We start from the raw sequence: 24,576 nt of genomic DNA, 5'->3' as shown, positions 1-24,576 counted from the left end.
GGCCGGGGCTGGATTCGGGGGCGGCCGTGGCGCGCCTGATCGAGCGGTGGCGGGATCGCCGATACTGGAGCGATCCCGCCGCCGACCGACAGGAGCCACCGCATGGCCGGGCCCCGCTACCGGGTCATCGCCGCCGACCTCGCCGAGCGCATCCGCGCCGGGGAGTACCCGCCGGGCACCGCGCTGCCCGCGCAGCGGGAGCTGAGCGCCCGGTACGACGTGGCGCTGGCGACGGCGCGGCAGGCCCTGCAGGCCCTGATCGACGACGGGCTGATCGTGGTCGAGGCGGGCCGGGGCACCTTCGTCGCGCCCGCGCGGCCCGCGTACCGGCTGGACACGCTGCGCAGCTTCGTCGACGACCTGCGCGACCAGGGACACCAGGTCACCACCGAGGTCGTGTCCTGCTCGCTGCGTGCCATGCCCGCCTGGGTCGCGTCGCTGTGGGGCGAGCGCGACGGCACGGCCAAGGCGCTGCGGCTGGAACGGCTCCGGCTGCTCGACGGCGTGCCCGCGATCCACCAGGTGTCCTGGGTGGACCAGCCGTACGCGCAGGCGGTGCGCGGCGTCGACTTCACCGGCACGGCCCTGTACGCGGCGCTCGCCGACGCCGGCATGCAGATCGCCTCGGCGTCCGAGCGCATCGCCGCCGCCACGCTCGGCGAGGCGGGCGCGGCCCTGCTGCATCAGGACGCGGACAGCCCGGTGCTGGTCAGCGACCGGGTCACCCGCACCCGCGACGGCGCGGTCGGAGTCGTCGACCGGGCCGTGCTCGCGGGCGGGCTGATGCAGGTCCGCGCCGAGCGCACGGTGCACCAGGTGTCGGTGCAGTGGGGCGCGCCGCCGCGCTGAGCGCTACGAGCGGGCGGCCAGCTCGCGCTCGTAGTAGCGGATCTTCTCCCGCAGGTGCCCGTACTGCCGCTCCAGCAGGGCCATCTGCTCCTCGACCGCCTCGGCGTGGGCGCGCAGCAGCTCGACGCGGTCGGCGATGCTGTCGTCGCCGGTGCGGGCCAGCTCCGCGAAGCGGCACATCTGGTTGATGGGCATGCCGGTGTCGCGCAGGCAGCGCAGCAGCCCGAGCCAGCCCAGGTCGTGATCGGAGAAGACCCGCTGCCCGCCGGGCGTGCGGTCGACCTCGCTCAGCAGGCCGATACGCTCGTAGTAGCGCAGCGTGTCCAGGCTGAAGCCGCTGCGCCGGGACGTCTCGGAGGGGGTGTACGCGCTCATCGGCCCACGATAGCTTGACCTGGAGCGCGCTCCAGGTGTCAGGCTGGCCCGCATGACGACGACACGGACATTGGGCCGCAGCGGGATCGAGGTCAGCGCGCTGGGCATGGGCTGCTGGGCGATCGGCGGCCCGTTGTGGGGCGAGGACGGGCAGCCGTACGGCTGGGGCGAGGTGGACGACGAGGAGTCGGTCCGCACCGTGCACGCGGCCCTCGACCACGGCATCACCCTGTTCGACACCTCCAGCAACTACGGCGCGGGCCACAGTGAGCGGGTGCTCGGCCGGGCCCTGGCCGGACGGCGGGACAGCGCGGTCCTCGCCAGCAAGTTCGGCTTCACCGTGCAGGAGCGGACCCGGTTGGCGACCGGTGAGGACTCGTCGGCCGCGTACGCGGTGAGCTGCCTCGACGGCATCCTCGACCGCCTCGGCACCGATCACCTCGACCTCTATCAGCTGCACCTGGGCCACCTGCCGGCCAACCAGGCGCTCGACCTGGTGGAGACCCTCGAAGGCCTGGTCGCCCAGGGCCGCATCCGCGCGTACGGCTGGAGCACGGACGACGCCGAGCGCGCCGCCGCGTTCGCCAAGGCCGGGGCGCACTGCGCCGCGGTGCAGTACGACACCTCGGTGCTGAACGACAACGCCGCCATGGTCGACGTGCTGGCCGCCTGGAACCTGGCCGGGCTCAACCGCGGCCCGCTCGCGATGGGCCTGCTCACCGGCAAGTACCACGGCGCCGTCGGCGCGCTGGGCGGCGACGACGTACGCGGCAAGAGCCCGGAGTGGCTGCGCTGGTTCACCGACGGCGTGCCCACGCCGGAGTGGGCGGCGCGGGTCGACCGGGTCCGCGAGGCGCTCACCGCCGACGGCCGCACCCTCACCCAGGGCGCGCTGGGCTGGCTGCTCGCCCGCAGCCCGCACAACGTGCCGATCCCCGGCTGCCGCACCGTCGCCCAGGCCGAGGAGAACTTCGCCCCGCTCGCTCGCACCCCGCTGCCCGCCGACGCCTTCGCCGAGGTCGAGTCCCTGCTGGCCGACCTGCGCGGCTGACACACGCCCGGCGCGGCGTCCGCGGCGGCATGGCGGTGTCCGTGGTTTACATCTTTTTTGATGTGGCCACATCAAAAAAGATGTAAACCCACCCGATCACATGCTCGGCTGGGCGGCACCGGCCCGTGCGGGCCCGGACAATACGGTTGCCGCGCAGGGGATGTGCCTGTCACCGTTGCCGTCGTGTCGAAGACGGACGGGGTGGGGGATGTGAGCGGGCGGCTGCGGGAGATCGCACGGCAGACGGTGGAGATCGCCGAGCGCGGCGACTACCGCAACGCCGCGGGCGAGCAGGTCACGATCGGAGCGGCGGTGCGGGCGGCCGTGGCGGGCACCCGCCACCACCTGCCTGATGAGCAACTGGTCCCGACCGGCGCACCGAATTCGCGGCCGGAGATCGAGGTGACCCGGGAGTCGACGCTCGTCGCCGCGCGGCGGGCCGGTCCGGCGGCAGCCTGCCTGGTGTTCGCCTCGGCCAAGAACCCGGGCGGCGGCTTCCTCGGTGGGGCGAAGGCGCAGGAGGAGAGCATCGCCCGGGCGTCTGCCCTCTATCCGAGCCTGCTGGCCGCGCCGGACTTCTACGCGTACCACCGGGCGCGGCACGATCTGCGCTACAGCGACCGGGTGATCTACTCGCCGGGCGTGCCGGTGTTCCGGGACGACAAGGGCAACCTGCTCGACGAGGCGTACCAGACCTCGTTCCTGACCTCGGCCGCGCCCAACCTGGGCGCGATCGCCCGAAACCAGCCCGCGAACCTGCCGGACGTGCCCGCGGCGCTGCTGCGCCGGGCGACCCGGGTGCTCACCGTGGCGGCCGCGCACGGGCACCGCACGCTGGTGCTCGGCGCGTGGGGCTGCGGGGTGTTCCGCAACGACCCGGCCGTGGTCGCACAGGCCTTCGCCGACGCGCTGCGCACCGTGGACCGCTTCGACCGGGTCATCTTCGCGATCTACGACAACCTGTCCGGCACCCCGGTGCACGCGACCTTCGCGCGGGTGTTCGGCACCGCCGGCTGACCGACCGGTGCTCAGTCCTGCGAGGCGAACGGGGCCGCTCAGAGCGCCGCAGCGGCGCGCAGGCCCAGGCGTGGCGAGGCCAGCACGGGGATGTCGGTCACGCGGCGTTCGGTGACCGGCGCCATCGACGCCTGGGCGAGCACGACGACGTCGGCGTCGGTGACCCCGGCCAGCGCGGCGGCGACCCGGTCGAGGTAACCGTCGAGGTCACCGGCCTCGAACCGGTCCCACGCACCGCAGATCATCCGCGCGGACACCGTGACGGAGCGGCCCGCTCGGGCGGCCTCCTCCTCGATCAGCGCCGTGGTGGGCGCGAGGGTGGTGGCGAGCGCGGCCAGCACCGTGATCCGCGGTCCGGCGGCCACGGCCGCGGCGGCCATCGGCCGGTCGACGCGGAGCACCGGGATGCCCGCCCGGTCGGCGGCCTGCTCGGCGAGCGCGCCGATGGTGGAGCAGGTGCACAGCACGGCCCGCGCGCCGGCTTCCGCGGCGAGGCCGATCTGCTGAGCCACCTGGTCGGCGACCGCCGGCACGCCGTGGCGGCGGGCTTCGTCGAGCAGGTGTTCGGCGACGATGTGGTACAGCGTCAGCGCCGGCGCCTCCTCGTTGCGGAGCCGGTCGAAGGTGAGCATGTGGGCCTGCGAGGTGTGCAGGAGAGCCAGCATCGTCGTTCGTTTCCGTGCGAGTCGGACATTCGAGGGCGGATCACCGTAGCACCGGGTGGGTCCCGCCCGGCCCCCCGCGAGACAGCCGTCACACCCCACCCGGCCCGGCGGGTGCCCGACGCCGCGTGCGCGCGGCGGTACCGGCGCGACTGGCACCGGCACCGCCGCGTACACCGCCGCCTCAGTCGCGACCGGTGCCGCGGTAGAGGTCCAGCTCGCCGTCGAGTTCGACGGTGACGACCGTGGCGTGCCGGTCGAGGTCGGCCGTGCTCGGCGCGTCGATCCAGGTCACGCCGGGCACCTCGCCGAGCCCGCCGGTCACCCGGTGGCCGAGCTCCGTGCCCGTGCCCAGCACGTACGCCCGCTTGACCGGCGTGCGCAGGCCCTTGACCGCGATGTGCTCGCCCGGTGAGCCGAACACCACCAGGTGCACGGTGCGGCGGTCGGGGGACATGGTGCTCGGGCCGTAGTGGTGGCCTGCGGGCAGGCCCGCGACGGTGCCGAACACGGCCGCCTCATGGCGCTCGATCCATGCGCCGAGACCTTCCAGCCGCTCGACCTGCTCGGCGGGGATGGTGCCGTCGGCTCGCGGGCCGACGTCGAGCAGCAGGTTGCCGCCCATGCCGATGGTCTCGGTGAAGTAGCGCACCAGCTGGGCCACGGACTTGTGGTTGGTGTCGCCGTGGCGATAGCCCCACGAGTCGTTGACGGTCAGGCACAGCTCCCACGGCCCGTCCGGCGCCCGCATCGGGATGCCCTGCTCCGGGGTGGCGTAGTCGCCGTAGGACATCATCCGCGCGTTGAGGACGGTGTCCGGCTCGGCGGCCAGGATCTGCTCGGACAGCTCCCGCATCCGCCACTGCTGCTCGCTGCGCTCCCACTCGCCGTCGAACCAGAGCAGGTCCGGGCGGTAGCGGTCGATCAGCTCGCCGACCTGTCCGTCGCGGTAGGACAGGTAGCGGGCCCAGGCCTGCTCGTCGTCGGGCCTGCCGTCCTGCGGCGCGACCCACTCGCTGTCGTTGACGTGCTGGGCCTCGCCCTGGCTGCGCACCGAGGCGTAGTCGGGGTGGTTCCAGTCCGAGTGCGAGTAGTAGAGGCCCACCTTGAGACCGCGCTCGCGCAGCGCCTGCGTGTACGGGCCGATCAGGTCGCGCCCGGCCGGGGTGTGCTCGACGACGTTGCGGCCGCCCTGCGCGGAGTCCCAGAGCGCGATGCCGTCGTGGTGGCGGGCGGTGAGCACCGCGTAGCGGGCGCCGACCCTGGCGAACAGCTCCGCCCACGCCTTCGGGTCGTAGTTCTCGCCCGCGAAACCGGCCTGCTGGCGCATGTACCGCTCGTGCGGGACCTCGCCGGCGTAGAAGGCCCACGACTCCAGGGTGCCGTCGACGGCGTAGATCCCCCAGTGGAGGAAGATGCCGAGCTTGGCCTCGGCGAACCACGGCTGCATGGCCACGGTGGTGCTCCTGTCTTTCTGGTCGACGGTGGGTAAGGCTAGGGCCGGATCGCCTGGCAGCGCGTGGGTTCTGCTCACCATTACTGGTACGTTTTCACCATGACGGCGTTGCTGGAGCCCGGCGGCCGGAGCGTGCGCGTGCGCCTGGACGGCCCGCCGCAGGTGGCGAACATCGGGGTGGGCGTGCACGGCACCACGGTGGCCCGCGAGTCGTTCCTGCTGCCCGAGCTGTGGCAGCTGCACCTGTACGGCTACCAGGGCGAGCTCACGGTCGGCGGGGTCGCCCACCCGATCCGTCCGGGGCACGTCAGCCTGGTCCCGCCGGGGGTCGAGGTGCGGTTCGACTACCGGGGGCGCTCCGAGCACCTGTACGCCCACCTGCGGCTGCCGCGTGCCGGGACACCGGTGCCGGTGCCGGTCATGCAGGACGCGGGGCCGCAGACCGCGGCGCTGTCGGCGATGCTGCGCCTGGCGGTGGCGGCCGCGCCGCGCCGGCCCGCGCAGGCGGCGGCGGAGGTGTGGGCGGTGCTGTGGCGGGTCGCCCAGCTCCCGCGCGCCGAACCCGACGGGCGATCCGGCGGGCCGCACCCGGCGGTAGCCGCGGCGATGGCGTACCTGGAGGCGCGGCTGGCCGAGCCGGTGTCGGTGCCGGACGCCGCCCGGCACGCGGGCGTGTCGCACAACCACCTGACCCGGCTGTTCCGGGCCGAGACCGGCGACACCGTGGTGGCGTACCTGCGCCGCCGCCGGCTGGCCCGCGCCGAGCACCTGCTGCGCCGCTCGACACTTTCCATCCCCGCCGTCGCCGCCTCCGTCGGCATAGCCGATCTCCAGGCCTTCAACAAGGCCTGCCGCCGCGAGTTCGGCCTGTCCCCGCGAGCGCTACGCGCCGCGCGCTGATCTCCCCCCAAGATCGTCTGCTGCTCCGTCAGGAAAGCGATCGACAGCTCTTGCGGGCACGTGCTAGTTTTTTCTTGCAGGTGAAAGTTGGAGCTGGGAGGACCGATGGAGATGTCGCACAGTGGCGACGAACTGGCACGGATCCTGGCGACACTGGCCAACCCGCACCGCATGCGCGTCATCGCCGCACTGGCGCACGGGCGCAACTACGTGAGCGCGCTGGCCCGCGAGCTGGGCATCAGCCGGCCGCTGCTGCAGCTGCACCTGGCCAAGCTGGAGGCGGCGGGCCTAGTGACCGCCGCGTTCGAGCTGTCCGCCGACGGCAAGGCCATGAAGTACTACGACACGGTGCCGTTCACCGTGACGCTCACCCCGCAGAGCATCGCGCTCGCCGCGCGCACGCTCACCACCGTGGAAGGAGACAGCTGATGGACTCGTACGCCATGAGCATGGGCACGATCTGGACCGTCGGCATGCTGGTCATCGCGGTGATCGGCATGGTGCTCTGGCACCGCCAGCAGAACGCGAAGGCCAAGGCGGCACTGTCGCCGGGCGCAGACCAGCTGACCGCGATCGCCGCCCAGCTGACCGACCTCCAGGCCCGCGTCGCGAAGATCGAGAAGGTGCTGGCCTCGGTCGACTGACGCCGCTGGCGGCAACCGCCCATGATCGTCCGACTTGCCGGGCACCTGTGCGTATCTTGAGCGCGCATTCGCCCATGTGCCTGGCAAGTCGAGTGGTCTTGGTGCGTGTCACGCCCTGCTCGGCGGGGAGACCCGGGGGCAGCGGAGGGCGGGGCGGCGGCCGCACCTGCCTACCGGGCAGAACTGCGGGACCGGGTTCGATCGCCCTAGTCTGATCACCATGACGTTCCAGCTGCCTGACGCGATCGCCGCGCTGAGCCGTACGCCCGATGTGCTCGACGCCCTGCTCGGTGATCTGGACGACGGATGGACGCGGCAGCGGCCGGCCGAGGGCGAGTGGAGCGCGCACGACGTGCTCAGCCATTTCATCCACGGCGAGCGTACCGACTGGATCCCGCGAGCCCGCATCATCCTCGACCACGGCACGTCGGTGCCGTTCACCCCGTTCGACCGCGACGGCCACGTCGCGATCGCGGCCGACCGCTCCACCGCCGAGCTGCTCGACCTCTTCCGCACCCTGCGCGCGGAGAACCTCGCCGCGCTGCGCGGCTTCGAGCTGACCGCCGACGACCTCGACCGGGAGGGCACCCACCCGGCGTTCGGCCGGGTCACCCTCGGCCAGCTCCTGGCCACCTGGACCACCCACGACCACGTCCACCTGGGCCAGGTCACCCAGGCCCTGGCCACCCGCTACACCACCGAGGTCGGCCCCTGGCACGCCTACCTCTGGGAGTGACCGCCCCTGCCTCGTGCCGCCCAGCCGCGCCGCGCTTGAGAACGACGTTGGCCTATCTCATCGAAAGATCCGGGGGGTTCGGAGTCGATGAGATAGGCCGACGTCTGTGGGAAGGCGGGTCGCGCCGCCGGGTTGCCGGGCCGGTCAGGCCTGGGCGGGGGAGGCGTCGGGGTCGGGGCCCCGCTGGGAGGGGAGTTCGACGCGGTCGGGTTGCGCGGCGGTGGCCGGTTCGGTGATGCGGCGACGGCGGCTGATCCGGTTGATCAGCGGCTCGACGCCGCGGGCGGTGAGCGGGCCGAGCACGGCCAGCATCAGCACGTACGCCGCGGCCAGCGGACCGAGCTGCGGTTCGATGCCCGCCGCGACGGCCAGCCCGGCGATGACGATGTTGAACTCGCCGCGCGGCAGCAGCGCCACGCCCGCGCGCAGCCGGCCCGCGACGCTGATGTGCGCCCGCTTGGCGGCCCACCAGCCGGTGGCCATCTTCGTCGCGATGCCCGCCAGCGCCAGCAGGATGGCGATGCCGGCGACCGGCGGCAGCGCCGTCGGGTCGGTCTGCAGGCCGAAGAAGACGAAGAACACCGCCGCGAACACGTCCCGCAGGGGCGTGAGCAGCTCCCGGGCGGTGTGCGCGAGCGGCCCGGACAGCGCGATGCCGACCAGGAACGCGCCCACCGCGGCGGAGACCTGCAGCTCCTGGGCGATGCCCGCGACCAGCACGGTCAGGCCCAGCACCTTGAGCAGCAGCACCTCCGAGCTGGGCGAGGCGACGAACTTCTCCACGTACCGGCCGAACTTCAGCGCGACGACGAGGATGACCGTGATGGTGAGGCCCGCGATGCCCAGCGTGGTCAGGCCGGTGGCGAAGCTCGCGCCGGCCAGCATCGCGGTCAGGATCGGCAGGTACATCGCCATGGTCAGGTCTTCGAAGACCAGCAGCGACAGCACGATGGGCACCTCGCGGTTGCCCAGCCAGTTCAGGTCGGACAGGACCTTCGCGGTGATGCCGGACGAGGTGACGTACGTGATGCCGCCCAGCGCGACGGCCGCCACCGGGCCCCAGCCGAGGATCAGCGCGATGATGACGCCGGGCGCCGAGTTCAGCACCAGGTCGACCAGACCCGCGGGGGCGTTGTGGCGCAGCGTGCTGACCAGTTCGGGCGCGGTGTACTCCAGGCCCATGGTGAACAGCAGCAGGATGACGCCGATCTCGGCGCCGGTCGCGGCGAAGTCGCCCGCCTCGTCAATGGGCAGCAGGCCGCCCTTGCCGAAGGCGAGACCGGCGAGCAGGTAGAGGGGGATGGGGGAGATGCCGACCCGCAGCGACACCGCGCCGAGCAGGCCCAGGGCGAGGATGACCGCGCCGATTTCGATCAGTACGAGGGCTCCGTGCATACGCGTCAGCCGTTGTTGAGGATGTCGGTGACGGCGGCGGTGCCCTCGGCCGTGCCCACCGCGACCGCGAGGTCGCCGGGCTGGAACACGAAGTCGGGGCGGGGGCTGGCGAGGATCTCGCCGCCGCGGATGACCGCGACGATGGACGCGCCGGTCCGGGTGCGGGCCTGGGTGTCGCCGAGGCTGCGCCCGTCGAACGGCGACCCGGCGATGACCGGCACCTGCACGGTCAGCAGGCCGACGACCTGGCGGCGCAGATCGGCCAGCCGCTCCACGATGCGGGAGGTGCCCAGCAGCTCGGCTATGCCGTTGGCCTCGTCGGTGTTGAGCGACAACGTCGCGACGGCGGTATCAGGATCATCAGGGTGGTAGATCACGATGTCCCGCCGTCCCGAGACGTGCGACACCACGGCCGCGTGCTGTCCCCGTTTGGTCTGGAACTCGTGCCGCAGCCCGATGCCCGGTAACGCGGTCTTCTCGACGTCCAAGGCTCAAACCTCCTGTGCGTGATCGACTGAGGTAACCCTACCGAACTGATAGGTAACTGGTCTACTGGCGGATAGCCCGTTACCAGGTCGAGGTCGGCATAGCCGCAGGTCAGTTCATGTCTACTTCAAGCCCGCTTGACGGGTGACCGGGTGTGAGGTCTGTCGCGGGCGGCCCGGTTCGGATAACGTGCCGCCATGTCGACCCTCGCCTCGCCCGCCCCCGCCGACGCCGCCCCCGCCGACTCCGGATTCCGGGCCGCGGTGCAGGACCACGCCGCGGACCTGATCGCGCTCCGCCGAGCCGTGCACCGCCACCCCGAGATCGGGCTGCACCTGCCGCGCACCCAGGCCGCCGTGCTCCAGGCACTCGACGGGCTCCCACTGGAGATCACCACGGGGCGCTCGCTCAACTCCGTGGTCGCGGTGCTGCGCGGCGGGCTTCCCGGGCCGGTGGTGCTGCTGCGCGGCGACATGGACGCGCTGCCGGTCACCGAGCTGACCGGGCTGGAGTACGCCTCCGAGGTGCCCGGCGCCATGCACGCCTGCGGGCACGACCTGCACGTGGCGATGCTGGCCGGCGCGGCCCGGCTGCTGTCCGCGGTGCGCGACCGGCTGCCCGGCAGCGTGGTGTTCATGTTCCAGCCCGGCGAGGAGGGGCCCGGCGGGGCCGAGCCGATGATCGCCGAGGGCCTGCTGGAGGCCGCGGGCGAGCACCCGGTCGCGGCGTACTGCCTGCACGTGCTGTCGGCGCTGGAGCCGTTCGGGCGCTTCTCCACCCGGCGCGGGCCCATGCTGGCGGCCGCGGACACGCTGAAGGTGACCGTGCGCGGCGCGGGCGGCCACGGGTCCGCGCCCCAGTTCGCCAAGGACCCCATCCCCGCCGCGTGCGAGATGGTGACCGCGCTGCAGACCTTCGTCACCCGCGGCATCGACATCTTCGACCCCGCCGTCATCACGGTCGGCACCTTCCACGCGGGCACCGTCGAGAACGTCATCCCCGCGCAGGCCGAGTTCGGCGCCACGCTGCGCTCGTTCTCACCGGCCACCCGGGAACGGGTGCGCCAGGGCGTGCTGGACGTGGTGCACGGCATCGCCGCCGCGCACGGCCTGACGGCCGATGCCGAATACGTGCCCGGTTACCCGGTGACGATGAACGACGGCGGCGAGGCCGAGTTCGCCGCGCGCACCGCCGCCGAGCTGTTCGGCGAGGACCGCTTCGCGTGGACGGCCAACCCGGTGGCGGGGGCCGAGGACATGTCGTACGTGCTGGAGCGGGTGCCCGGCGCGTTCGTCTACCTCGGGGCGTGCCCGCCCGGCCTCGACCCGATGACCGCGCCGCTCAACCACGCGCCCGAGGCCCGCTACGACGACGCGGTGGTGCCCGACGGGGCGGTGCTGCTCGCCGAGCTCGCCTGGCGACGTCTGTCGCGTTAGGACGTCCGCTTAGGAGCTTTGCGCACCTGTCCGGACGTGTCGCACAGGGGGTGCGACGCCGGGGCGGCCGCGTCGTGTTGAGTGCTGGTTGTCAGTCACCTTGCGTGGCGGTCATAGCACCGACAGGCGCGGACCGTCGCGGTCGGCCCTCTAGCGTCGGTGGGAAAGTGATGAGCTCCCGGACCTCGAACCTGCGGGCGAAGATCGCCTTTCTGCTCGCCTCCCTCGCCGCGCTGTGGGCCTTCGCCGCGTTCGTGACCATGCGCGAGGGCCTCAACCTCTTCTGGATCAGCACACTCGACCAGGAGGTGGGCCGCCCCACCGACTCGCTGGTCGCCGCGCTGCAGGCCGAGCGCCGCATCTCCGCCGTCGTGCTGGCCGCCGACGACAGCGCCCACCGCGCCGAGCTGGCCACCTCCCGCGCCGCCACCGACGCCGCCGCGGCGCGCTTCCGCGAATCGGTGCGCGGCACTACCGCCGGCTGGGCCGCCACGCCCATCGCCGAGCGCAACATCGCCGACCTGGGCCGGATGCTCGACGGCCTCGGCCCCGCGCGCGCCGACGTCGACCAGCGCACCGGCGAGCGCAGTGCCGCGGTCGCCTACTACACCGAGACCATCGGCGCCGGATACCGCATCTTCGCGACCATCGCCAGCTTCGACGACCAGGCCATCAACGACCAGCTCAGCCACCTGCTGATCATGTCCCGGGGCCGGGAGCTGCTGTCGCAGGAGGACGCCCTGATGTCGGGCGTGCTCGCCGCGGGCCGGTTCTCGGCCACCGACGCGGCCGAGTTCGCCCAGCTCGTCGGCGCGCAGCGCAACATCCGCGCCACCGGCCTGGAGGGCCTGCCCGACGACACCGCCATCTACAACCCCGTGCTGGAAGGTCCCGCGCTGACCCGGCTGACCGAGATCGAGGACCTGATCGTCGCCCGCGCCCGGCCGAACGAGGCGCCGCCGGTCACCGCCGCCGACTGGCGGACCGCGTTCGACCCGGCGCTGACCGCGCTGGCACAGCTCGACATCGACCTCGCCGAGGCGACCATCGCCCGCGCGAAGGGCCCGACCATCCTGGTCATCGTGCGGCTGGTGCTGGCCGCCGGCCTCGGCCTCATCGCCGTCGTCGCCTCCATCGTGCTGTCGATCACCACCGCGCGGGCCATCGTCACCCAGCTGCGGCGGCTGCGCGACGCCGCCGACGAGCTGGCCGGGCAGCGGCTGCCCCGGGTGGTGCAGCGGCTGCGGGCCGGCGAGGAGGTCGACGTGATCGCCGAAGCGCCCCCGCTGGCCTTCGGCGACGACGAGATCGGCCAGGTCGGCCAGGCGTTCAACGCCGTGCAGGAGACCGCGATCCGGGCCACCGTCGAGCAGGCCGAGCTGCGCCGCAGTGTGCGCGACCTGTTCCTGAGCCTGGCCCGGCGCAGCCAGACCCTGGTGCACCGCCAGCTCACCATGCTCGACGCGATGGAGCGCCGGGCCACCGACGCCGCCGAACTCGACGAGCTGTTCCGGGTCGACCACCTGGCCACCCGCATGCGCCGCAACGCCGAGAACCTGATCGTGCTCGCCGGGGCGGTGCCCGGCCGCGGCTGGCGGCGCACCATCCCCGTCGTCGACGTGATCCGCGCCGCGGTCGCCGAGGTGGAGGAGTATCCGCGGGTCAACGTGCTGTCCAGCGAGGCCGCCGGGCTCGCCGGGCACGCCGTCGGCGACGTGGTGCACCTGCTGGCCGAGCTGATGGAGAACGCGCTGGCGTTCTCGCCCCGGCACACCCTGGTCAACGTCGGCGGCTCTGCGGTGGGCGCCGGATACGTGATCGAGATCGAGGACCACGGCCTGGGAATGACCGCCGCCGACCTGGAACAGGCCAATGCGCAGCTGCACGAACCCGCCGAGTTCCTGCTCACCGGCACACCCCGGCTCGGCCTGTACGTCGTCGGCCGGCTCGCCGAGCGCCACCACGTCAAGGTCCGCCTGCAGCCCTCGCCGGGCGGCGGCACCACCGCGATCGTGCTGCTGCCGTCGAGCCTGGTCTCGGACGCCTGGACGCCCGTGCCCGGCCACGACAGCGGCGAGCACCGCCTCGTCACCGGCACGTCGCCGCAGCCGGTGGCCGAACTCGCGGTCAGCGCCGACGACGGCGACCGCCGCGCCTCCCTGTCGGCGCAGCCCGCGGGCGCGCTACCGGTGCGCACGCCCCGCCCCGCGGCCGAGCGGCCCCAGCGCGAGCCGGTGGCGGCCGCCCCTGCCGCGGGCGAGCCGGCCACGGCCGTGCCGCCCGGCGTGCCGGTTTCCGCGGCACCTGCGGGGAAGTCTCCCGCGGACCCGGTGGCAGGGGGCGAGACCGCGCCGCCCGCGACCGGCCCGACCGCCGTTCCCGCGACCGCCGTCGCCGCGACCGCCGCCGCCCCCGCCACCACCGCCGCCGCCCGGGTCAACGGCTCCACGTCGGATGCCGCCCTGGCCGTCGACAGCGTGGTGCCCGCCCCGCGCGGCCCGGTCGAGGGCACCGTGTACACCCCGTCGGGCCTGCCGGTGCGGGCCCGCCCGGCGGTGCCCGCGGTGCCGCTGGCGGAGCAGCGGGCCGAGGCCGAACGGGTGGTGGGGGATCGACCGGAGTCGCCGCCGGGGGTCGAGTTACGGCTGACCGCAGGAGCACCGCAGCAACCGGTGTCCGGCGACGTCGTCGCGGGACCCGGCGAGCGCCCTGCGTCCCAGGTGTACAGCCTGATCGCGGCCTACCAGCAGGGCAGCCGGCGGGGCCGGCTCGCCGCCGAACAGATCGCCACCGAACCCGGCCTGGGCGAGCCGGAGTCCGAGGACCGGCCCGCACTGCCGCGACGGCCGAACCCGCGCACAGCGCCGCGGCACGAGGAAGGGCAAGGCGGAGGGGAATGACCGTGGAGCAGAAGACGAGAGCAGCGTCCGACCTGGCCTGGCTCGCCGACGATTTCGTCGAACGGGTGGCGCAGGCCCAGAAGGCCATCGTGCTGTCCGCCGACGGCCTGCTCATGGCCGCGTCCGCGGAGCTGAGCCGGGAGGACGCCGAGCACCTCGCCGCCGTCGCGGCGAGCCTGTTCGGCCTGGCCCGCGGGGCGGGACGGCGCTTCGGCAAGGGCAAGGCCCGCCAGGCGATCATCGAGATGGACAGCGGTTTCCTGTTCGTCACGGCCGCGGGCAACGGCGCCTGCCTGGCCGTGGTCGCGGGCAAGGACGCCGACGCGGGCCTGGTGGCATACGAGATGGCGATGCTCGTGGTGCGGGTGGGCCAGTACCTGACCGCACCGGCCCGCGGCAGCCACCCGTGAACGTGGCACAGCCGTTGCCGTCCGACGGCATGCCCGGCGACGGGCTGCTGTGGGTCGACGAGGAGGCCGGACCGCTGATCCGCCCGTACGCGATGACCTCCGGCCGGACCCGCCCGCGCCACGGCGACCTCGACCTGATCGCGGTCGTCGTGGCCACCCGGCCGACGCTGCCCTCCGACGGGGGCCTGGGCTCGGTGTACGCCGAGATCATGGCGGTGTGCCAGCGCCCCGTGTCGGTCGCGGAGATCGCCTCGTACCTGCGGCTGCCCGCCGGCACGGTGCGTGTGCTGCTCAGCGACCTGCTCGAACGCCGACTCGTCCGGCGGCGCGCCCCCGTCAACGTCAACCAGCTCCCCAGCGCGGACATTCTCAAGGCGGTCATCGATGGCATCCGAGCCCTATGACGACGAGGGCGGCATCCCGGCCGCCTTCAAGATCTTGGTGGCGGGCGGGTTCGGCGTAGGCAAGACCACGCTGGTCGGTGCGGTCAGCGAGATCTCGCCGCTGCTCACCGAGGAGCTGCTCACCGACGAGAGCATCGGCGTGGACGACACCGCCGGTGTGGAGGCCAAGTCCACCACCACGGTCGCGCTCGACTTCGGCCGCATCACCATCAACGACGACATGGTGCTCTACCTGTTCGGCACGCCCGGGCAGGAGCGTTTCATGTTCGTCTGGGACGAGCTGGCGTACGGCGCGATCGGCGCGGTGGTGCTGGCCGACACCCGGCGGCTGGAGGACGCGTTCGGCTCCATCGACTACTTCGAGCAGCGCGGCACCCCGTTCGTGGTGGCGGTCAACTGCTTCGACGGGGCGCGGGTGTACCAGGTGCAGGAGGTCGAGCAGGCGCTCAACCTCGACCCGCACGTGCCGGTGCGGCTGTGCGACGCGCGACGCCGCGAGTCGGTCAAGGAAGTCCTGGTCACCCTGCTGGAGCAGGTGATGGCACAGGGGGCACACGCCGTGGGCTAGGACGGCGCGGGGAGCTGCCCGCCGTGCCGCAGGAGGGGCGGCGCGCCGGGCAGACACCCGTGACGCCCGCGGTGACGGGGGACGGCGGCGCCTGGGGGGTGACGCCGTTCCCCGTCGGAGGGCGCCGCTGCCCCGGGCGGTGCGGGCCCGGGGCAGCGGAGTTCCGGTCAGCCGGTCACAGGGCTGCCTTTGGTTCGCGGCTTGCGGTGCTCCACTTCGTTGCGCTCCTCGCACTCACAGGGTCAGCGTCCAGCTGTTGATGTAGCCGACGTCGTTGGACGCGGCGTCCTGGACCCGCAGGTTCCAGGTGCCGTTGCGCACCTCGGTCGACAGGTTGACGGTGTACGTCTGGTCGATGTTGTCGGTGCTGCCGCCGCTCCGGTTGTGCAGCACGTAGGTGCTGCCGTCCGGGGCCACCAGGGTCACCACCAGGTCGCCCTTGTACGTGTGCACGATGTGCACCTCGGCGGTCGACGTCGACGAGGCGTTGCCGGTGCAGCCCGAGACGGTGATCGGGCTGTTGACGGTGCCCAGGTCCACGATGGTCACATCGGTGGCGTTGGTGCCGCCGCAGCCCGGCGGGAGCGCCCCGCCCAGGTTCAGCGTCCAGCTGTTGATGTACCCGACATCCGACGGGCCCGCGTCCTGCACCCGCAGCTTCCAGGTGCCGTTGGCGACCTCGCTCGACAGGTTGACGGTGAACGTCTGGTCGATGTTGTCCGCGCTGCCGCCGGTCTTGTTGCGCAGTGTGTAGAGCGTGCCGTCGGGCGCGACCAGGCTCACGATCAGGTCACCGACGTACGTGTGCACGATGTGCACCTCGACGGTGCTGGCCGAGCCCGCGTTGCCGGTGCAGCCGGTGATCGCGATCGACGACTCCACGGTGCCCTGGTCGATGATGGTGACATCGGTCGGGTTGGTGGCCGAGCAGCCGGGCGGCCCGGCGATCGTCAGCGAGAACGTCGTGGTCCGGGTCGCGGCGCTGCCGGTGCCGGTGACGGTCACCGTGTACGTGCCGACCGGCGTGCTCGCGCTGGTCGCGATGGTCAGCGTCGACGAGCCGCCCGAGGTGATCGTCGACGGGCTGAACGTCGCGGTCGTGCCGCTGGGCAGGCCGGACGCGGACAGGGCGACCGACTGGGCGCTGCCGTTGGTGACGGTGGTGCCGATGGTGGAGGTCACCGAACCGCCGGCGGTGGTGCTGCCCGAGGCGGGGCTGGCGGCCATCGAGAAGTCGTTGCCCGCAGGCGTGCCCACGGCGAGCGTCCACAGCGCGTACGCGGCCGCGTCGGCCGCCCGGTTCAGCACCGTGTCGTTGATGTTGCTCGGGAACGTGTCGCACGAGGCGTGGTAGCAGGGGTCGTAGTCCCCGGTCGTGCCGCCCCACTTGGTCACCTGCGCCGAGGTCTTGTTGGCGCTCGCGCCGGCCGCGATGCCGCTGGTCTGGATGCCCGCCGAGTTGAACGACGCGTCGTCGGAACGCCCCGCGCCCTCGACGTTCTCCTCCGGGGCCAGGCCCGGGAAGTTCGCGTCGTAGTAGGCCTTGATGGTCTGGCCCAGGCTGGACGTGATGCGGTTGATGAAGTAGCCGCCGTTGGTGGAGGCGATCATGTCGAAGTTCAGGTACCCGGTGATCTTCGCGCGGTCGGCCGACGACAGCGAGTTGACGTAGAACTCGGACCCGTTGAGGCCCTGCTCCTCGTCGGTCCACCAGCCGAAGCGCACGTGCTTGACCATGGTCGGGTTCTGCTCGGCCAGCGTCAGGGCCAGCTCCAGCAGCATCGAGGAGCCCGAGGCGTTGTCGTTGATGCCCGGACCGGCGGACACGCCGTCGAGGTGCGCGCCCAGCATGAGCACCTGGTTGGTGTCGCCGCCCGGCCAGTCCGCGATGATGTTCGGCCCGGCGCCGCTGGTGCAGCCCGAGGTGCAGTTCTGCTTGACGACGCTGTACCCGGCCGCGGTCAGCGCGTTGAACACGTAGTTCACCGACGCGGTGTAGCCCGCCGTGGTGGAGCGGCGGTTGCCGCCGTTGCTGCTCGCGATCGTCTGGAACTGCTGCAGGTGGGTGCGGATGTCGGTGAGCGAGATGTCGGGCGGGGCCAGGGCGAGCGCCGGGGCGGCCGGGATGGCCACGGCTCCGGCCAGTGCCATGGACAAGACGAGAATGCCGCGGATGATGGGGTTTCTTCTCACGCCGTACTCCTCGGGGTCGAGTGCGCCGGGGTTGCCGGTCCTGAGGAGGATAGAACGTCAAGTAGATAGATTTGAATAGGTGGAACCCGACACGCTGGGGCCCGGCCCGACGGTGGCCGTAGGCTACCGGTCGTGGATCACCTGGCCGGAACCGTCGCCGCCGCCGTCGCGCTGTTCGCGGGCACGAACGTCGACGACCTGATCGTGCTGACGGTGCTGTTCCTGAGCAGCCGCACCACCGGCCGCCCGCGCCGCTGGGAGATCTGGACCGGCCAGTACGCCGGCATAGCCGCCCTGATCGCGGCATCGGCTCTCGCCGCCGCCGGTCTGGCCGTGGTGCCCGACCGCTGGATCGGCCTGCTCGGCCTCATCCCGCTGCTGCTCGGCGTACGCGCCCTGATCCAGACGCTGCGCTCCCGCGGCGACGGCGGCCCGCCGCCCGCCGTGGCCACCACCGCGCCGGCCGTCGCCGGGCTCACCGTCGCCAACGGCGCCGACAACATCGCCGTCTACACACCCGTGTTCCGCACCATCGGCGTCACCGACAGCCTCGTCACCATCGCCGTCTTCCTGGTCCTCGTCGCTGTCTGGTGCGCCGCCGCGGCCTGGCTCGGCGCGCACCCCCGCGTCGTGGCCTTCATCGAGCGCCATGGCCACTGGCTGGTTCCGGCCGTCTTCATCGCCATCGGCCTGCTGATCATCCTGGAGTCGCCGTTGTTCTCCGGCGTCTGACTCGATTCCTGGCGCGGTACGACCCGCCCGCCGCGGCGCGGCCGAAGGGGGATACCTCCCGCAGCGCATTTGCTCTGCACCCCTTCCCTTGCTCTGCACCCATCGGCGCAACGGGTCAGTGCTGTTGCGTCCGTGGGTGCAGAGCAAGCTTTTGGGTGCAGAGCAAATGCGGCCGCACCCGTGTCCCGGCACAGCACGCGGCCGTGCGAGACTCGATCATGGCTGTGACGAACCCCTGGCTGGCCGGGCCGTCGCCGACCCGGCGGCTGCCGCGCGAACGGCTCGAAGAACGCATCCTCAACCTGCTGTCCTCGCAGAACATGTGCGTGCTCGCCACCACCGGCCCGGACGGCCCGCTGGCCACCCCGGTGCGCTACTACCACCTCGACTTCGCGGTGATGTTCACGGCCATGGCGACCTCGCCGAAGATGCGCAACCTCGCCGCCGACCCGCGGATCTCCATCGGCGTGTTCGCGCCGCTGGTGGGGCAGGCCAGCAGCCGGGGCGCGCAGCTGTTCGGCAAGGCGCGCACGCTGGAGTCCGGCGACGCGGAGTTCGACCACCACTGGGAGGCGTTCCGCTGGCAGAGCGACCACGTCGAGCGGTCCCGCCCGCTGGACGAGCCGCCGGCGGGTCCGCTGGTGGTCATCGAGGCGGAGCGCATCGTGTACACGGAGCACTGGCTGCGCCGCGACGGCTACGCCCCGCGCCAGTTCTGGCGGCGCAGAGACGATCAGGCGGCCCAGTAGCCGCGTACGTCGTTGGTGATGTCGGGCCGCAACTGCACCCGCAGCCCGTCGGCGGCGTCCTTCGGCACATCGAACACGACCACCCCGCCCGCCTTCTCGCCGGTGTTGAGGGTGACCGACTGCATGCCGGTGTCGAAGCCGAACGGCAGCACCGGCTCGAACAGCGTGCCGTCCGCGGCGACCAGCGCGAAGTCGCAGAAGCAGGCGTACGTCTTGCCCGCGCTCACCTTCACCTCGACCGTGATCGCGACGAACACACCCTTCTTGGGCCGCACCAGCGCGCTGTCCGGCGCGACCGTGTGCCGGGTCAGCTTGCTGACCGTGTACGCCACCCGGTTGTCGCCCAGCCCGCCGCTGGTCTCGATGCTCTGCCCGAGTTTCGCGGTCGGCGCGGACTCCGCCGAGGCAGTCGGCGCGGATGCGGCCGGCGTGCCCGCACCGGTGACGTTCGACTGCTGCGGCTTGACCCCGCAGGCCAGGCCGACGGCGGCGGCGAGGACCAGCGTGACGCTGAGCACCGGGCGGCGCGGGGCAGGTCGAGTGGGCGGCATCGTCGCATCGTAGACCGCGCACCGGCCGGGGTCGACCGGCGGAAATGCGTTGCCGGGCGACCGCCCGGCCTCCTAGCCTGGGCTGTCACCAGCAGGAACGCGGCCGCTTCCGCCCGTCCTCGAAAGCTGAGAAGAGGGTAGTCATGAGGTCGCTGCTTCCGGCCGTGCTGCGCGAGGAACGCCAGTTCGCCCGCTACTTCTACGGCCAGGCGCTGTCCATGGTCGGCGACCGGATCAGCTTCGTCATCATGCCGTTCGCCGTGCTGTCCATCGACGGCGCGGGCGCGGCCGACGTGGGCCTGGTCAGCGCGGCCACGCTCGTCCCGTTCCTGGTGTTCGCGCTGGCCGGTGGCGTATGGGCGGACCGGCTGCCCCGGCAGCGGGTGATGCTCGTCTCCGACCTGGTCCGCTTCGTGAGCCAGGCGCTGGTCGCGGCGCTGCTGCTGGCCGGGACCGCGCAGATCTGGCACCTGGTCGTGCTGATGGCGGTGTTCGGCACCGCCGACGCCTTCTTCGCGCCGGCGGCCGGCGGCCTGATGCCGCTGATCGTCGGTCCGGAGCGGCTGCAGGAGGCCAACGCGCTGCGCGGCCTGGTGATGTCGACCGGCCTGGTCGCCGGTCCGGCACTGGCCGGAGTACTGATCTTCCTGGTCGGGCCGGGCGGCGCGATCGCCCTCGACGCGCTGAGCTTCGCGGTCAGCGCCGCGTTCCTGGCCCGGCTCCGGCCGCGCGCCGCCGACCCCGCGGACGCGCCGCAGGGCGGCTTCTTCGCCCAGCTGCGCGAGGGCTTCACGGAGGTGATGTCGCGGACCTGGGTCTGGTCGACGCTCGCCGCACTGTCGGCGTACCACGTGGTGGTGCTGCCGTCGGTGTTCGTGCTCGGGCCGGTGCTGTCCGAGCAGGAGTTCGGCGGTGCGGCGGCCTGGTCGGTGGTGGTGGCGGCGTTCGGCGTCGGCTCCATCGTCGGTGACGTGGTCGCGCTGCGGGTGCGGTTCAGCCGGCCGCTGGTGATCGCCGCGGCGGCGCTGGCCGTCGCGTCCTGCCAGGCGCTGATCATCGGGGCCGGGCCGACGATCCCGGTGATCGCGGCGCTGGAGGCCGTCACGGGTGTCGCGGTGTCGCTGGCGTTCACGATGTGGGAGACGTCGCTGCAGGCCAACGTGCCGCAGGCGGCGCTGTCACGAGTCACCTCTTATGACTACCTGCTCACCGCGGGCCTGATGCCGCTGGGCCTGGCGGTCGCCGGCCCGGTCGCGCAGGAGTTCGGCCTGCGCCCGACGCTGTACGGCATGACGCTGCTCGGCGTGCCCGCCGCGCTCGCGCTGCTCGCCGTCCCCGCGGTGCGGCGTATGCGCGCCCCCGAAGCGGCCACGCAGCCCGTCGCGGCGTCGGCTCCCGTAGCGGCATAGGCTGGCCGGATGGCTGAGGTGACAGCGGACGCGAGCTTCTCCGGCGAGGACTGGTACGGCGACGAGCTGGTGGAGCGGCACTTCGTGCGCTGCACCTTCCGCGACGTCGACATGACCGAACTGTCCAGCCGGAACGCCGTGTTCGAGGAGTGCGTGTTCGGCAACGTCAAGTTCAACGCCTCACGGCACGCCGACAGCGCGTTCCTGCGCTGCCAGTTCCTGCGCTGCAACCTGTTCGAGGCCGAGTTCACCGGGTGCAAGCTGACCGGCAGCGTGTTCGAGCAGTGCACGCTGCGGCCGCTGCGGGTGACCGGCGGCGACTGGTCGTTCGTCAACCTGTCCGACGCCGACCTGCGCGGCGTCACCTTCGCCGGCGTACGCATGCGCGAAGCCGACCTGACCTCCGCCCAGTGCGACGGCGCGACGATCACCGCCGTGGACCTGTCCGGCGCGCACCTGGCCAAGGCCAAGCTCAACCGCTGCGACCTGCGCGGCAGCGACCTCACCGCCCTGCACCCCAACGAGGTCGAACTCCGCGACGCCGTCATCGACGCCCCGCAGGCCATCACCCTCGCGCAGGCTCTCGGCCTCCGCATCGGCTGATAGGAAGGGCACCTTCTACACGGACGTGCGTTATGAAGGTGCCCTTCCTTCACCTGCGGGTGGGGGAGCGGTCAGGGCTCCAGATAGGTGGCGTGGTCGTAGTCGGCGTAGGCGCCGTCGGCGCCGAGGTCCTGGACCCAGAGGCCGAGGAACGCGCCGGTGAAGCCCCACGCGGCGGGCTCGCCGTCGACCTCGCGGGCGGCGTGCTCGTCGGACAGGATCGTCGCGTCGAACGTCGCCGGGATCTCCTGCCAGCCGACCCCCGTGTGGTACGCGAACCGCAGCGCCGGACCGTCGAACACCACCCGCAGGCCGACCCGGTCCACCCCGGTCACGTCGACGGACAGTTCCGGGTGGGCGGTGCGCTTGCCGCTGTTCGAGCTGAGCACCTCCAGCAGGCGGCGGCCGTCGTCGGCCCGGGTCAGGTACGCGTAGTACCAGTTCTGGGTGTTGTAGTAACCGGTGATCCCGGCGAGCTGCCGGTGGTCGGCGGGGTCGAACTCGACGACGGTCTCCAGGGAGCAGTGGGTAGCGCCGACGCGGCGGGCGACCAGGCTCGGGGTCTGCTTGCCGACCGGCGACTGCCCGCCGCGGATGCGCAGGTGCGAGGGGCGTGCGCGCAGGTCCACCCAGTCCGGCGTGGCCGGACGGCGCAGCGTCGACCAGGCGGTGCCGAGTTCGGTCGCGTCGAAGTGGTCGGTGGCGGGTTCGGCGGGCCACGGGTGCTCCGGCAGGCCGGGTGCGGCGATCTCGTCGGCGGGGATGCCGCCGGGGACGGCCGGCCAGCCGCCGGGGGTCCAGTCGACTTTCTGGATGGCGGTCTCGCGGCCGAGCACGCAGTTGCCGAGCGGGGTGTAGGGCCGCCCGACCAGGTGCGCGAGGTACCAGTCGCCGTGCTGGGTCCGCACCAGGCTGCCGTGTCCGGCCTTCTGCAGCGTCAGGTCGGGCCGTCCGACCGAGGTGAGCAGCGGCCCGACCGGGTCCACCTCGTACGGACCGAACAGGTCCCGCGAACGCGCCACCGTCACCTGGTGGTCCCAGCTCGTGCCGCCCTCGGCGGTGACCAGCCAGTACCAGCCGTCGTGGCGGTACAGGTGCGGGCCCTCGGTCAGGCCGGCCGCGGTGCCGGTGAAGATGATGCGCCGCTCGCCGACCAACCGGCGCTGCTCGCGGTCGTACTGCTGGATCTCGATGCCGCCGAAGCGATTGCGGCCCGGCCGCCAGTCGGCGCTCATGTTGAGCAGCCAGGTCGTGCCGTCCTCGTCGTGGAACAGGGACGCGTCGAACCCGTGGGCGTGCAGCCGAACGGGGTCGGACCAGGGGCCGGTGATGTCGGGGGCGGTGATCAGGTAGTTCTGGGGGTCCCAGTAGCCGCTGGCGAAGCTGGCGACGTCGCTGTAGACGAGGTGGAAGAGTCCGTCGTGCCAGGTGAGGTCGGGTGCCCAGATGCCGTTGGAGTCGCCGCAGCCGCGTAGGTCGAGTAGGCGGCGTTCGGTGACGATGCCGCCGATGGGGCGCCAGTGGACGAGGTCGCGGGAGTGGTGGACGCGGACTCCGGGGTACCACTCGAAGGTGGAGGTGGCGAGGTAGTAGTCGTCGCCGACGCGCAGGATCGAGGGGTCGGGGTGGAACCCGGGCAGGACGGGGTTGCGGATCGACCGGGCGGCGGTGGCCACGTCTGCGATCTCCGTCGACATGTGTTCTCCTCTGCAGCGCCTGACGGCCGGTCGCCCGCCGATCTTCCGGAAACAGACCGGAATATCAGGTCCGAGGATGGCGGGATTCTCGCTCACGGTAACGGTTCGGACCGAGATGCGACAGCCCTTGACCTACCGCGTAGACACGTCGTAACGTGCGCGCCATCAAGCGAAAATACCGGCCCCCGGGCAGAAACTTTCGGGCCGGCTCCGGGCACCTCCCGCCGACTCGTTCGGCATACCCGAGCACCTGATTTGTATCGCGAAGGGACGCCTCATGACAGCGCACCTCTCCCGCAGAACGCTGCTGGGCATCGCCGGTGCGGGCGCCGGCGCCTACCTGCTCAGCGCCTGCGGCGGCGACGAGCCGACCACGCCCGACGGTCCGCAGACCATCAACTGGTGGCACATTCAGAACACCGAGCCGATGCTGCCGGTCTGGGCGGCGATGGCCAAGGAGTACGAGACCGCGCACACCAACGTCAAGGTCGTGATCCAGCCGCTGGAGAACGAGGCGTTCAAGGCCAAGCTCACCACGGCCACGCAGGCGGGTTCGCCGCCGGATCTGTTCCAGTCGTGGGGTGGTGGTGTGCTCAAGCAGCAGGTCGATGCCGGTCTGGTCAAGGACATCACCGCGGAGGTGCAGCCGTGGATCGGCACGCTGCTGCCGGCGTCGGTGCAGCCGTTCACGATCGACGGGAAGATCTACGGGATTCCGTTCGACGTGGGCATGGTCGGTTTCTGGTACAACAAGGACCTTTTCGCCAAGGCGGGTATCGCCAAGCCGCCGACGACGTGGGCCGAGCTGCTGACCACGGTCAGCACGATCAAGTCGAAGGGGATCGTGCCGGTCGCCCTCGCCGGCAAGGAGAAGTGGCCGGGGCACTTCTACTGGGCGTATCTGGCCATGCGCATCGGCGGGTTGGGAGCGCTTCAGCAGGCGGCCAAGGACAACAACTTCGACACCCCGGACTTCGTCGCCGCAGGTCAGCGGTTGAAGGAACTCGTCGATCTGCAGCCGTTCCAGAAGGGTTTCCTGGGGGCGGAGTACGGCTCGCCGGACGGTCAGGCCGCGACGATGGGCAACGGCGGGGCGGCGATGGAGCTGATGGGCCAGTGGGCTCCGGCGGTGCAGAACTCGAGTTCGACGAGCAAGAAGGGTCTGGGCGACAAGCTGGGCTTCTTCGCGTTCCCGGCGGTCGACGGCGGCAAGGGGTCCGTGGCGGAGGCGTTCGGTGGCGGCAACGGGTTCGCGGTAGGCAAGGACGCCCCGGCCTCGACGGTGGACTTCCTGAAGACGCTGCTGGATGTGGCGAATCAGCGCAAGTCGGCGGCGACGGGTGCGGTGCTGCC

General features: G+C 72.2%; 25 protein-coding genes. 17 read left to right on the top strand and 8 right to left on the bottom strand.

Annotated elements, in window-relative coordinates; genetic code table 11:
- The first annotated feature begins 102 nt into the window (after nucleotides 1-102).
- Nucleotides 103-849 (top strand): GntR family transcriptional regulator, encoded by a 747-nt coding sequence (locus AB0B35_RS21975; protein WP_361048377.1) that lies wholly within the window; start codon nucleotides 103-105, stop codon nucleotides 847-849.
- 3 nt (nucleotides 850-852) lie between these two features.
- Here AB0B35_RS21975 and AB0B35_RS21970 read toward each other — a convergent pair whose 3' ends face one another.
- On the bottom strand, nucleotides 853-1,224 hold the full coding sequence (locus tag AB0B35_RS21970) for a MerR family transcriptional regulator (protein WP_360531483.1): 372 nt from the start codon (nucleotides 1,222-1,224) through the stop codon (nucleotides 853-855).
- Nucleotides 1,225-1,276: 52 nt separating this feature from the next.
- Between AB0B35_RS21970 and AB0B35_RS21965 the strand changes: the two genes are divergently transcribed.
- Nucleotides 1,277-2,275, top strand: a complete 999-nt coding sequence (locus AB0B35_RS21965) for an aldo/keto reductase (RefSeq protein WP_361048375.1) — start codon at nucleotides 1,277-1,279, stop codon at nucleotides 2,273-2,275.
- Nucleotides 2,276-2,485: 210 nt separating this feature from the next.
- The gene (locus tag AB0B35_RS21960) at nucleotides 2,486-3,292 is read left to right on the top strand and encodes a TIGR02452 family protein (RefSeq protein WP_361048596.1); all 807 of its coding nucleotides are present in this window, start codon (nucleotides 2,486-2,488) and stop codon (nucleotides 3,290-3,292) included.
- 38 nt (nucleotides 3,293-3,330) lie between these two features.
- Here the strand turns inward: AB0B35_RS21960 and AB0B35_RS21955 are convergent, their stop codons facing one another.
- Both AB0B35_RS21955 and AB0B35_RS21950 read right to left on the bottom strand, forming a co-directional pair.
- The gene (locus tag AB0B35_RS21955) at nucleotides 3,331-3,957 is read right to left on the bottom strand and encodes an aspartate/glutamate racemase family protein (RefSeq protein ID WP_361048373.1); all 627 of its coding nucleotides are present in this window, start codon (nucleotides 3,955-3,957) and stop codon (nucleotides 3,331-3,333) included.
- 181 nt (nucleotides 3,958-4,138) lie between these two features.
- Nucleotides 4,139-5,404 (bottom strand): alpha-L-fucosidase, encoded by a 1,266-nt coding sequence (locus tag AB0B35_RS21950; RefSeq protein WP_361048594.1) that lies wholly within the window; start codon nucleotides 5,402-5,404, stop codon nucleotides 4,139-4,141.
- 105 nt (nucleotides 5,405-5,509) lie between these two features.
- On the opposite strand from AB0B35_RS21950, the gene AB0B35_RS21945 reads away from it, so the two are divergent.
- The 4 genes from AB0B35_RS21945 (at nucleotide 5,510) to AB0B35_RS21930 (ending at nucleotide 7,690) form a co-directional block, all read left to right on the top strand.
- A complete protein-coding gene (locus AB0B35_RS21945) occupies nucleotides 5,510-6,310 on the top strand; it encodes a helix-turn-helix domain-containing protein (protein ID WP_361048371.1) in 801 nt (266 codons plus the stop codon).
- A 111-nt stretch (nucleotides 6,311-6,421) separates the two neighbouring features.
- On the top strand, nucleotides 6,422-6,739 hold the full coding sequence (locus AB0B35_RS21940; RefSeq protein WP_360531885.1) for a helix-turn-helix domain-containing protein: 318 nt from the start codon (nucleotides 6,422-6,424) through the stop codon (nucleotides 6,737-6,739).
- Complete coding sequence (locus AB0B35_RS21935; protein WP_360531468.1) at nucleotides 6,739-6,954, top strand: hypothetical protein; 216 nt, start codon at nucleotides 6,739-6,741, stop codon at nucleotides 6,952-6,954. The genes AB0B35_RS21940 and AB0B35_RS21935 overlap by 1 nt, the downstream gene beginning before the upstream one ends.
- A 220-nt stretch (nucleotides 6,955-7,174) precedes the next feature.
- Entirely contained in the window at nucleotides 7,175-7,690 is a 516-nt protein-coding gene (locus AB0B35_RS21930) for a DinB family protein (protein ID WP_361048369.1), read from the top strand.
- A 144-nt stretch (nucleotides 7,691-7,834) separates the two neighbouring features.
- Here AB0B35_RS21930 and AB0B35_RS21925 read toward each other — a convergent pair whose 3' ends face one another.
- A complete protein-coding gene (locus AB0B35_RS21925; protein ID WP_361048367.1) occupies nucleotides 7,835-9,085 on the bottom strand; it encodes a cation:proton antiporter in 1,251 nt (416 codons plus the stop codon).
- A gap of 5 nt (nucleotides 9,086-9,090) precedes the next feature.
- The gene (locus tag AB0B35_RS21920; protein WP_120319891.1) at nucleotides 9,091-9,573 is read right to left on the bottom strand and encodes a cation:proton antiporter regulatory subunit; all 483 of its coding nucleotides are present in this window, start codon (nucleotides 9,571-9,573) and stop codon (nucleotides 9,091-9,093) included.
- 195 nt (nucleotides 9,574-9,768) lie between these two features.
- Here AB0B35_RS21920 and AB0B35_RS21915 point away from each other — a divergent pair, with 195 nt between their 5' ends.
- The 5 genes from AB0B35_RS21915 to AB0B35_RS21895 all read left to right on the top strand — a co-directional run bounded on the left by AB0B35_RS21915 (nucleotide 9,769) and on the right by AB0B35_RS21895 (nucleotide 15,289).
- The gene (locus AB0B35_RS21915) at nucleotides 9,769-11,007 is read left to right on the top strand and encodes a M20 family metallopeptidase (protein ID WP_361048365.1); all 1,239 of its coding nucleotides are present in this window, start codon (nucleotides 9,769-9,771) and stop codon (nucleotides 11,005-11,007) included.
- Between the two features lie 170 nt (nucleotides 11,008-11,177).
- Entirely contained in the window at nucleotides 11,178-13,907 is a 2,730-nt protein-coding gene (locus AB0B35_RS21910) for a nitrate- and nitrite sensing domain-containing protein (protein ID WP_361048363.1), read from the top strand.
- 2 nt (nucleotides 13,908-13,909) lie between these two features.
- A complete protein-coding gene (locus AB0B35_RS21905) occupies nucleotides 13,910-14,317 on the top strand; it encodes a roadblock/LC7 domain-containing protein (protein ID WP_203692483.1) in 408 nt (135 codons plus the stop codon).
- Nucleotides 14,314-14,721: a DUF742 domain-containing protein gene (locus AB0B35_RS21900; protein WP_361048361.1), complete on the top strand. Its 408-nt coding sequence runs from the start codon at nucleotides 14,314-14,316 to the stop codon at nucleotides 14,719-14,721. Before AB0B35_RS21905 ends, AB0B35_RS21900 begins: the two co-directional genes overlap by 4 nt.
- Nucleotides 14,702-15,289: an ATP/GTP-binding protein gene (locus AB0B35_RS21895; protein WP_361048359.1), complete on the top strand. Its 588-nt coding sequence runs from the start codon at nucleotides 14,702-14,704 to the stop codon at nucleotides 15,287-15,289. The genes AB0B35_RS21900 and AB0B35_RS21895 overlap by 20 nt, the downstream gene beginning before the upstream one ends.
- 234 nt (nucleotides 15,290-15,523) lie before the next feature.
- Here the strand turns inward: AB0B35_RS21895 and AB0B35_RS21890 are convergent, their stop codons facing one another.
- Entirely contained in the window at nucleotides 15,524-17,440 is a 1,917-nt protein-coding gene (locus AB0B35_RS21890; protein WP_361048592.1) for a proprotein convertase P-domain-containing protein, read from the bottom strand.
- 174 nt (nucleotides 17,441-17,614) lie between these two features.
- Between AB0B35_RS21890 and AB0B35_RS21885 the strand changes: the two genes are divergently transcribed.
- The gene (locus AB0B35_RS21885; protein WP_361048357.1) at nucleotides 17,615-18,214 is read left to right on the top strand and encodes a cadmium resistance transporter; all 600 of its coding nucleotides are present in this window, start codon (nucleotides 17,615-17,617) and stop codon (nucleotides 18,212-18,214) included.
- A 218-nt stretch (nucleotides 18,215-18,432) separates the two neighbouring features.
- On the top strand, nucleotides 18,433-18,963 hold the full coding sequence (locus tag AB0B35_RS21880; protein ID WP_361048355.1) for a pyridoxamine 5'-phosphate oxidase family protein: 531 nt from the start codon (nucleotides 18,433-18,435) through the stop codon (nucleotides 18,961-18,963).
- On the opposite strand, the gene AB0B35_RS21875 is transcribed toward AB0B35_RS21880, so the two are convergent.
- On the bottom strand, nucleotides 18,948-19,514 hold the full coding sequence (locus tag AB0B35_RS21875) for a DUF4352 domain-containing protein (RefSeq protein WP_361048353.1): 567 nt from the start codon (nucleotides 19,512-19,514) through the stop codon (nucleotides 18,948-18,950). The two genes, AB0B35_RS21880 and AB0B35_RS21875, sit on opposite strands and share 16 nt — an antisense overlap.
- 143 nt (nucleotides 19,515-19,657) lie before the next feature.
- On the opposite strand from AB0B35_RS21875, the gene AB0B35_RS21870 reads away from it, so the two are divergent.
- Nucleotides 19,658-20,923, top strand: coding sequence for an MFS transporter (locus AB0B35_RS21870; RefSeq protein ID WP_361048351.1), 1,266 nt, complete (start codon nucleotides 19,658-19,660; stop codon nucleotides 20,921-20,923).
- Nucleotides 20,924-20,932: 9 nt separating this feature from the next.
- On the top strand, nucleotides 20,933-21,526 hold the full coding sequence (locus tag AB0B35_RS21865) for a pentapeptide repeat-containing protein (protein WP_361048349.1): 594 nt from the start codon (nucleotides 20,933-20,935) through the stop codon (nucleotides 21,524-21,526).
- A 71-nt stretch (nucleotides 21,527-21,597) separates the two neighbouring features.
- Here the strand turns inward: AB0B35_RS21865 and AB0B35_RS21860 are convergent, their stop codons facing one another.
- Entirely contained in the window at nucleotides 21,598-23,223 is a 1,626-nt protein-coding gene (locus tag AB0B35_RS21860) for a glycoside hydrolase family 43 protein (RefSeq protein WP_361048347.1), read from the bottom strand.
- A 277-nt stretch (nucleotides 23,224-23,500) separates the two neighbouring features.
- Here AB0B35_RS21860 and AB0B35_RS21855 point away from each other — a divergent pair.
- On the top strand, nucleotides 23,501-24,576 hold a 1,076-nt coding region (locus tag AB0B35_RS21855), incomplete at its 3' end, for an extracellular solute-binding protein (protein ID WP_361048345.1).

This window comes from Catellatospora sp. NPDC049133 (assembly GCF_040648455.1).
Taxonomy (GTDB): Bacteria; Actinomycetota; Actinomycetes; order Mycobacteriales; family Micromonosporaceae; genus Catellatospora; species Catellatospora aurea.
Note: the sequence above shows the minus strand (reverse complement) of the source record. Positions and strands in the feature narration are given on the sequence as shown.

Excerpts from the sequence above, each read along its gene's own strand:
- AB0B35_RS21975 (WP_361048377.1), top strand. The coding sequence starts at position 103 with ATGGCCGGGCCCCGCTACCGGGTCATCGCCGCCGACCTCGCCGAGCGC.
- AB0B35_RS21970 (WP_360531483.1), bottom strand. The coding sequence starts at position 1,224 with ATGAGCGCGTACACCCCCTCCGAGACGTCCCGGCGCAGCGGCTTCAGC.
- AB0B35_RS21965 (WP_361048375.1), top strand. The coding sequence starts at position 1,277 with ATGACGACGACACGGACATTGGGCCGCAGCGGGATCGAGGTCAGCGCG.
- AB0B35_RS21955 (WP_361048373.1), bottom strand. The coding sequence starts at position 3,957 with ATGCTGGCTCTCCTGCACACCTCGCAGGCCCACATGCTCACCTTCGAC.
- AB0B35_RS21950 (WP_361048594.1), bottom strand. The coding sequence starts at position 5,404 with ATGCAGCCGTGGTTCGCCGAGGCCAAGCTCGGCATCTTCCTCCACTGG.
- AB0B35_RS21945 (WP_361048371.1), top strand. The coding sequence starts at position 5,510 with ATGACGGCGTTGCTGGAGCCCGGCGGCCGGAGCGTGCGCGTGCGCCTG.
- AB0B35_RS21940 (WP_360531885.1), top strand. The coding sequence starts at position 6,422 with ATGTCGCACAGTGGCGACGAACTGGCACGGATCCTGGCGACACTGGCC.
- AB0B35_RS21935 (WP_360531468.1), top strand. The coding sequence starts at position 6,739 with ATGGACTCGTACGCCATGAGCATGGGCACGATCTGGACCGTCGGCATG.
- AB0B35_RS21930 (WP_361048369.1), top strand. The coding sequence starts at position 7,175 with ATGACGTTCCAGCTGCCTGACGCGATCGCCGCGCTGAGCCGTACGCCC.
- AB0B35_RS21925 (WP_361048367.1), bottom strand. The coding sequence starts at position 9,085 with ATGCACGGAGCCCTCGTACTGATCGAAATCGGCGCGGTCATCCTCGCC.
- AB0B35_RS21915 (WP_361048365.1), top strand. The coding sequence starts at position 9,769 with ATGTCGACCCTCGCCTCGCCCGCCCCCGCCGACGCCGCCCCCGCCGAC.
- AB0B35_RS21910 (WP_361048363.1), top strand. The coding sequence starts at position 11,178 with ATGAGCTCCCGGACCTCGAACCTGCGGGCGAAGATCGCCTTTCTGCTC.
- AB0B35_RS21895 (WP_361048359.1), top strand. The coding sequence starts at position 14,702 with ATGGCATCCGAGCCCTATGACGACGAGGGCGGCATCCCGGCCGCCTTC.
- AB0B35_RS21890 (WP_361048592.1), bottom strand. The coding sequence starts at position 17,440 with ATGGCACTGGCCGGAGCCGTGGCCATCCCGGCCGCCCCGGCGCTCGCC.
- AB0B35_RS21880 (WP_361048355.1), top strand. The coding sequence starts at position 18,433 with ATGGCTGTGACGAACCCCTGGCTGGCCGGGCCGTCGCCGACCCGGCGG.
- AB0B35_RS21875 (WP_361048353.1), bottom strand. The coding sequence starts at position 19,514 with ATGCCGCCCACTCGACCTGCCCCGCGCCGCCCGGTGCTCAGCGTCACG.
- AB0B35_RS21870 (WP_361048351.1), top strand. The coding sequence starts at position 19,658 with ATGAGGTCGCTGCTTCCGGCCGTGCTGCGCGAGGAACGCCAGTTCGCC.
- AB0B35_RS21865 (WP_361048349.1), top strand. The coding sequence starts at position 20,933 with ATGGCTGAGGTGACAGCGGACGCGAGCTTCTCCGGCGAGGACTGGTAC.
- AB0B35_RS21860 (WP_361048347.1), bottom strand. The coding sequence starts at position 23,223 with ATGTCGACGGAGATCGCAGACGTGGCCACCGCCGCCCGGTCGATCCGC.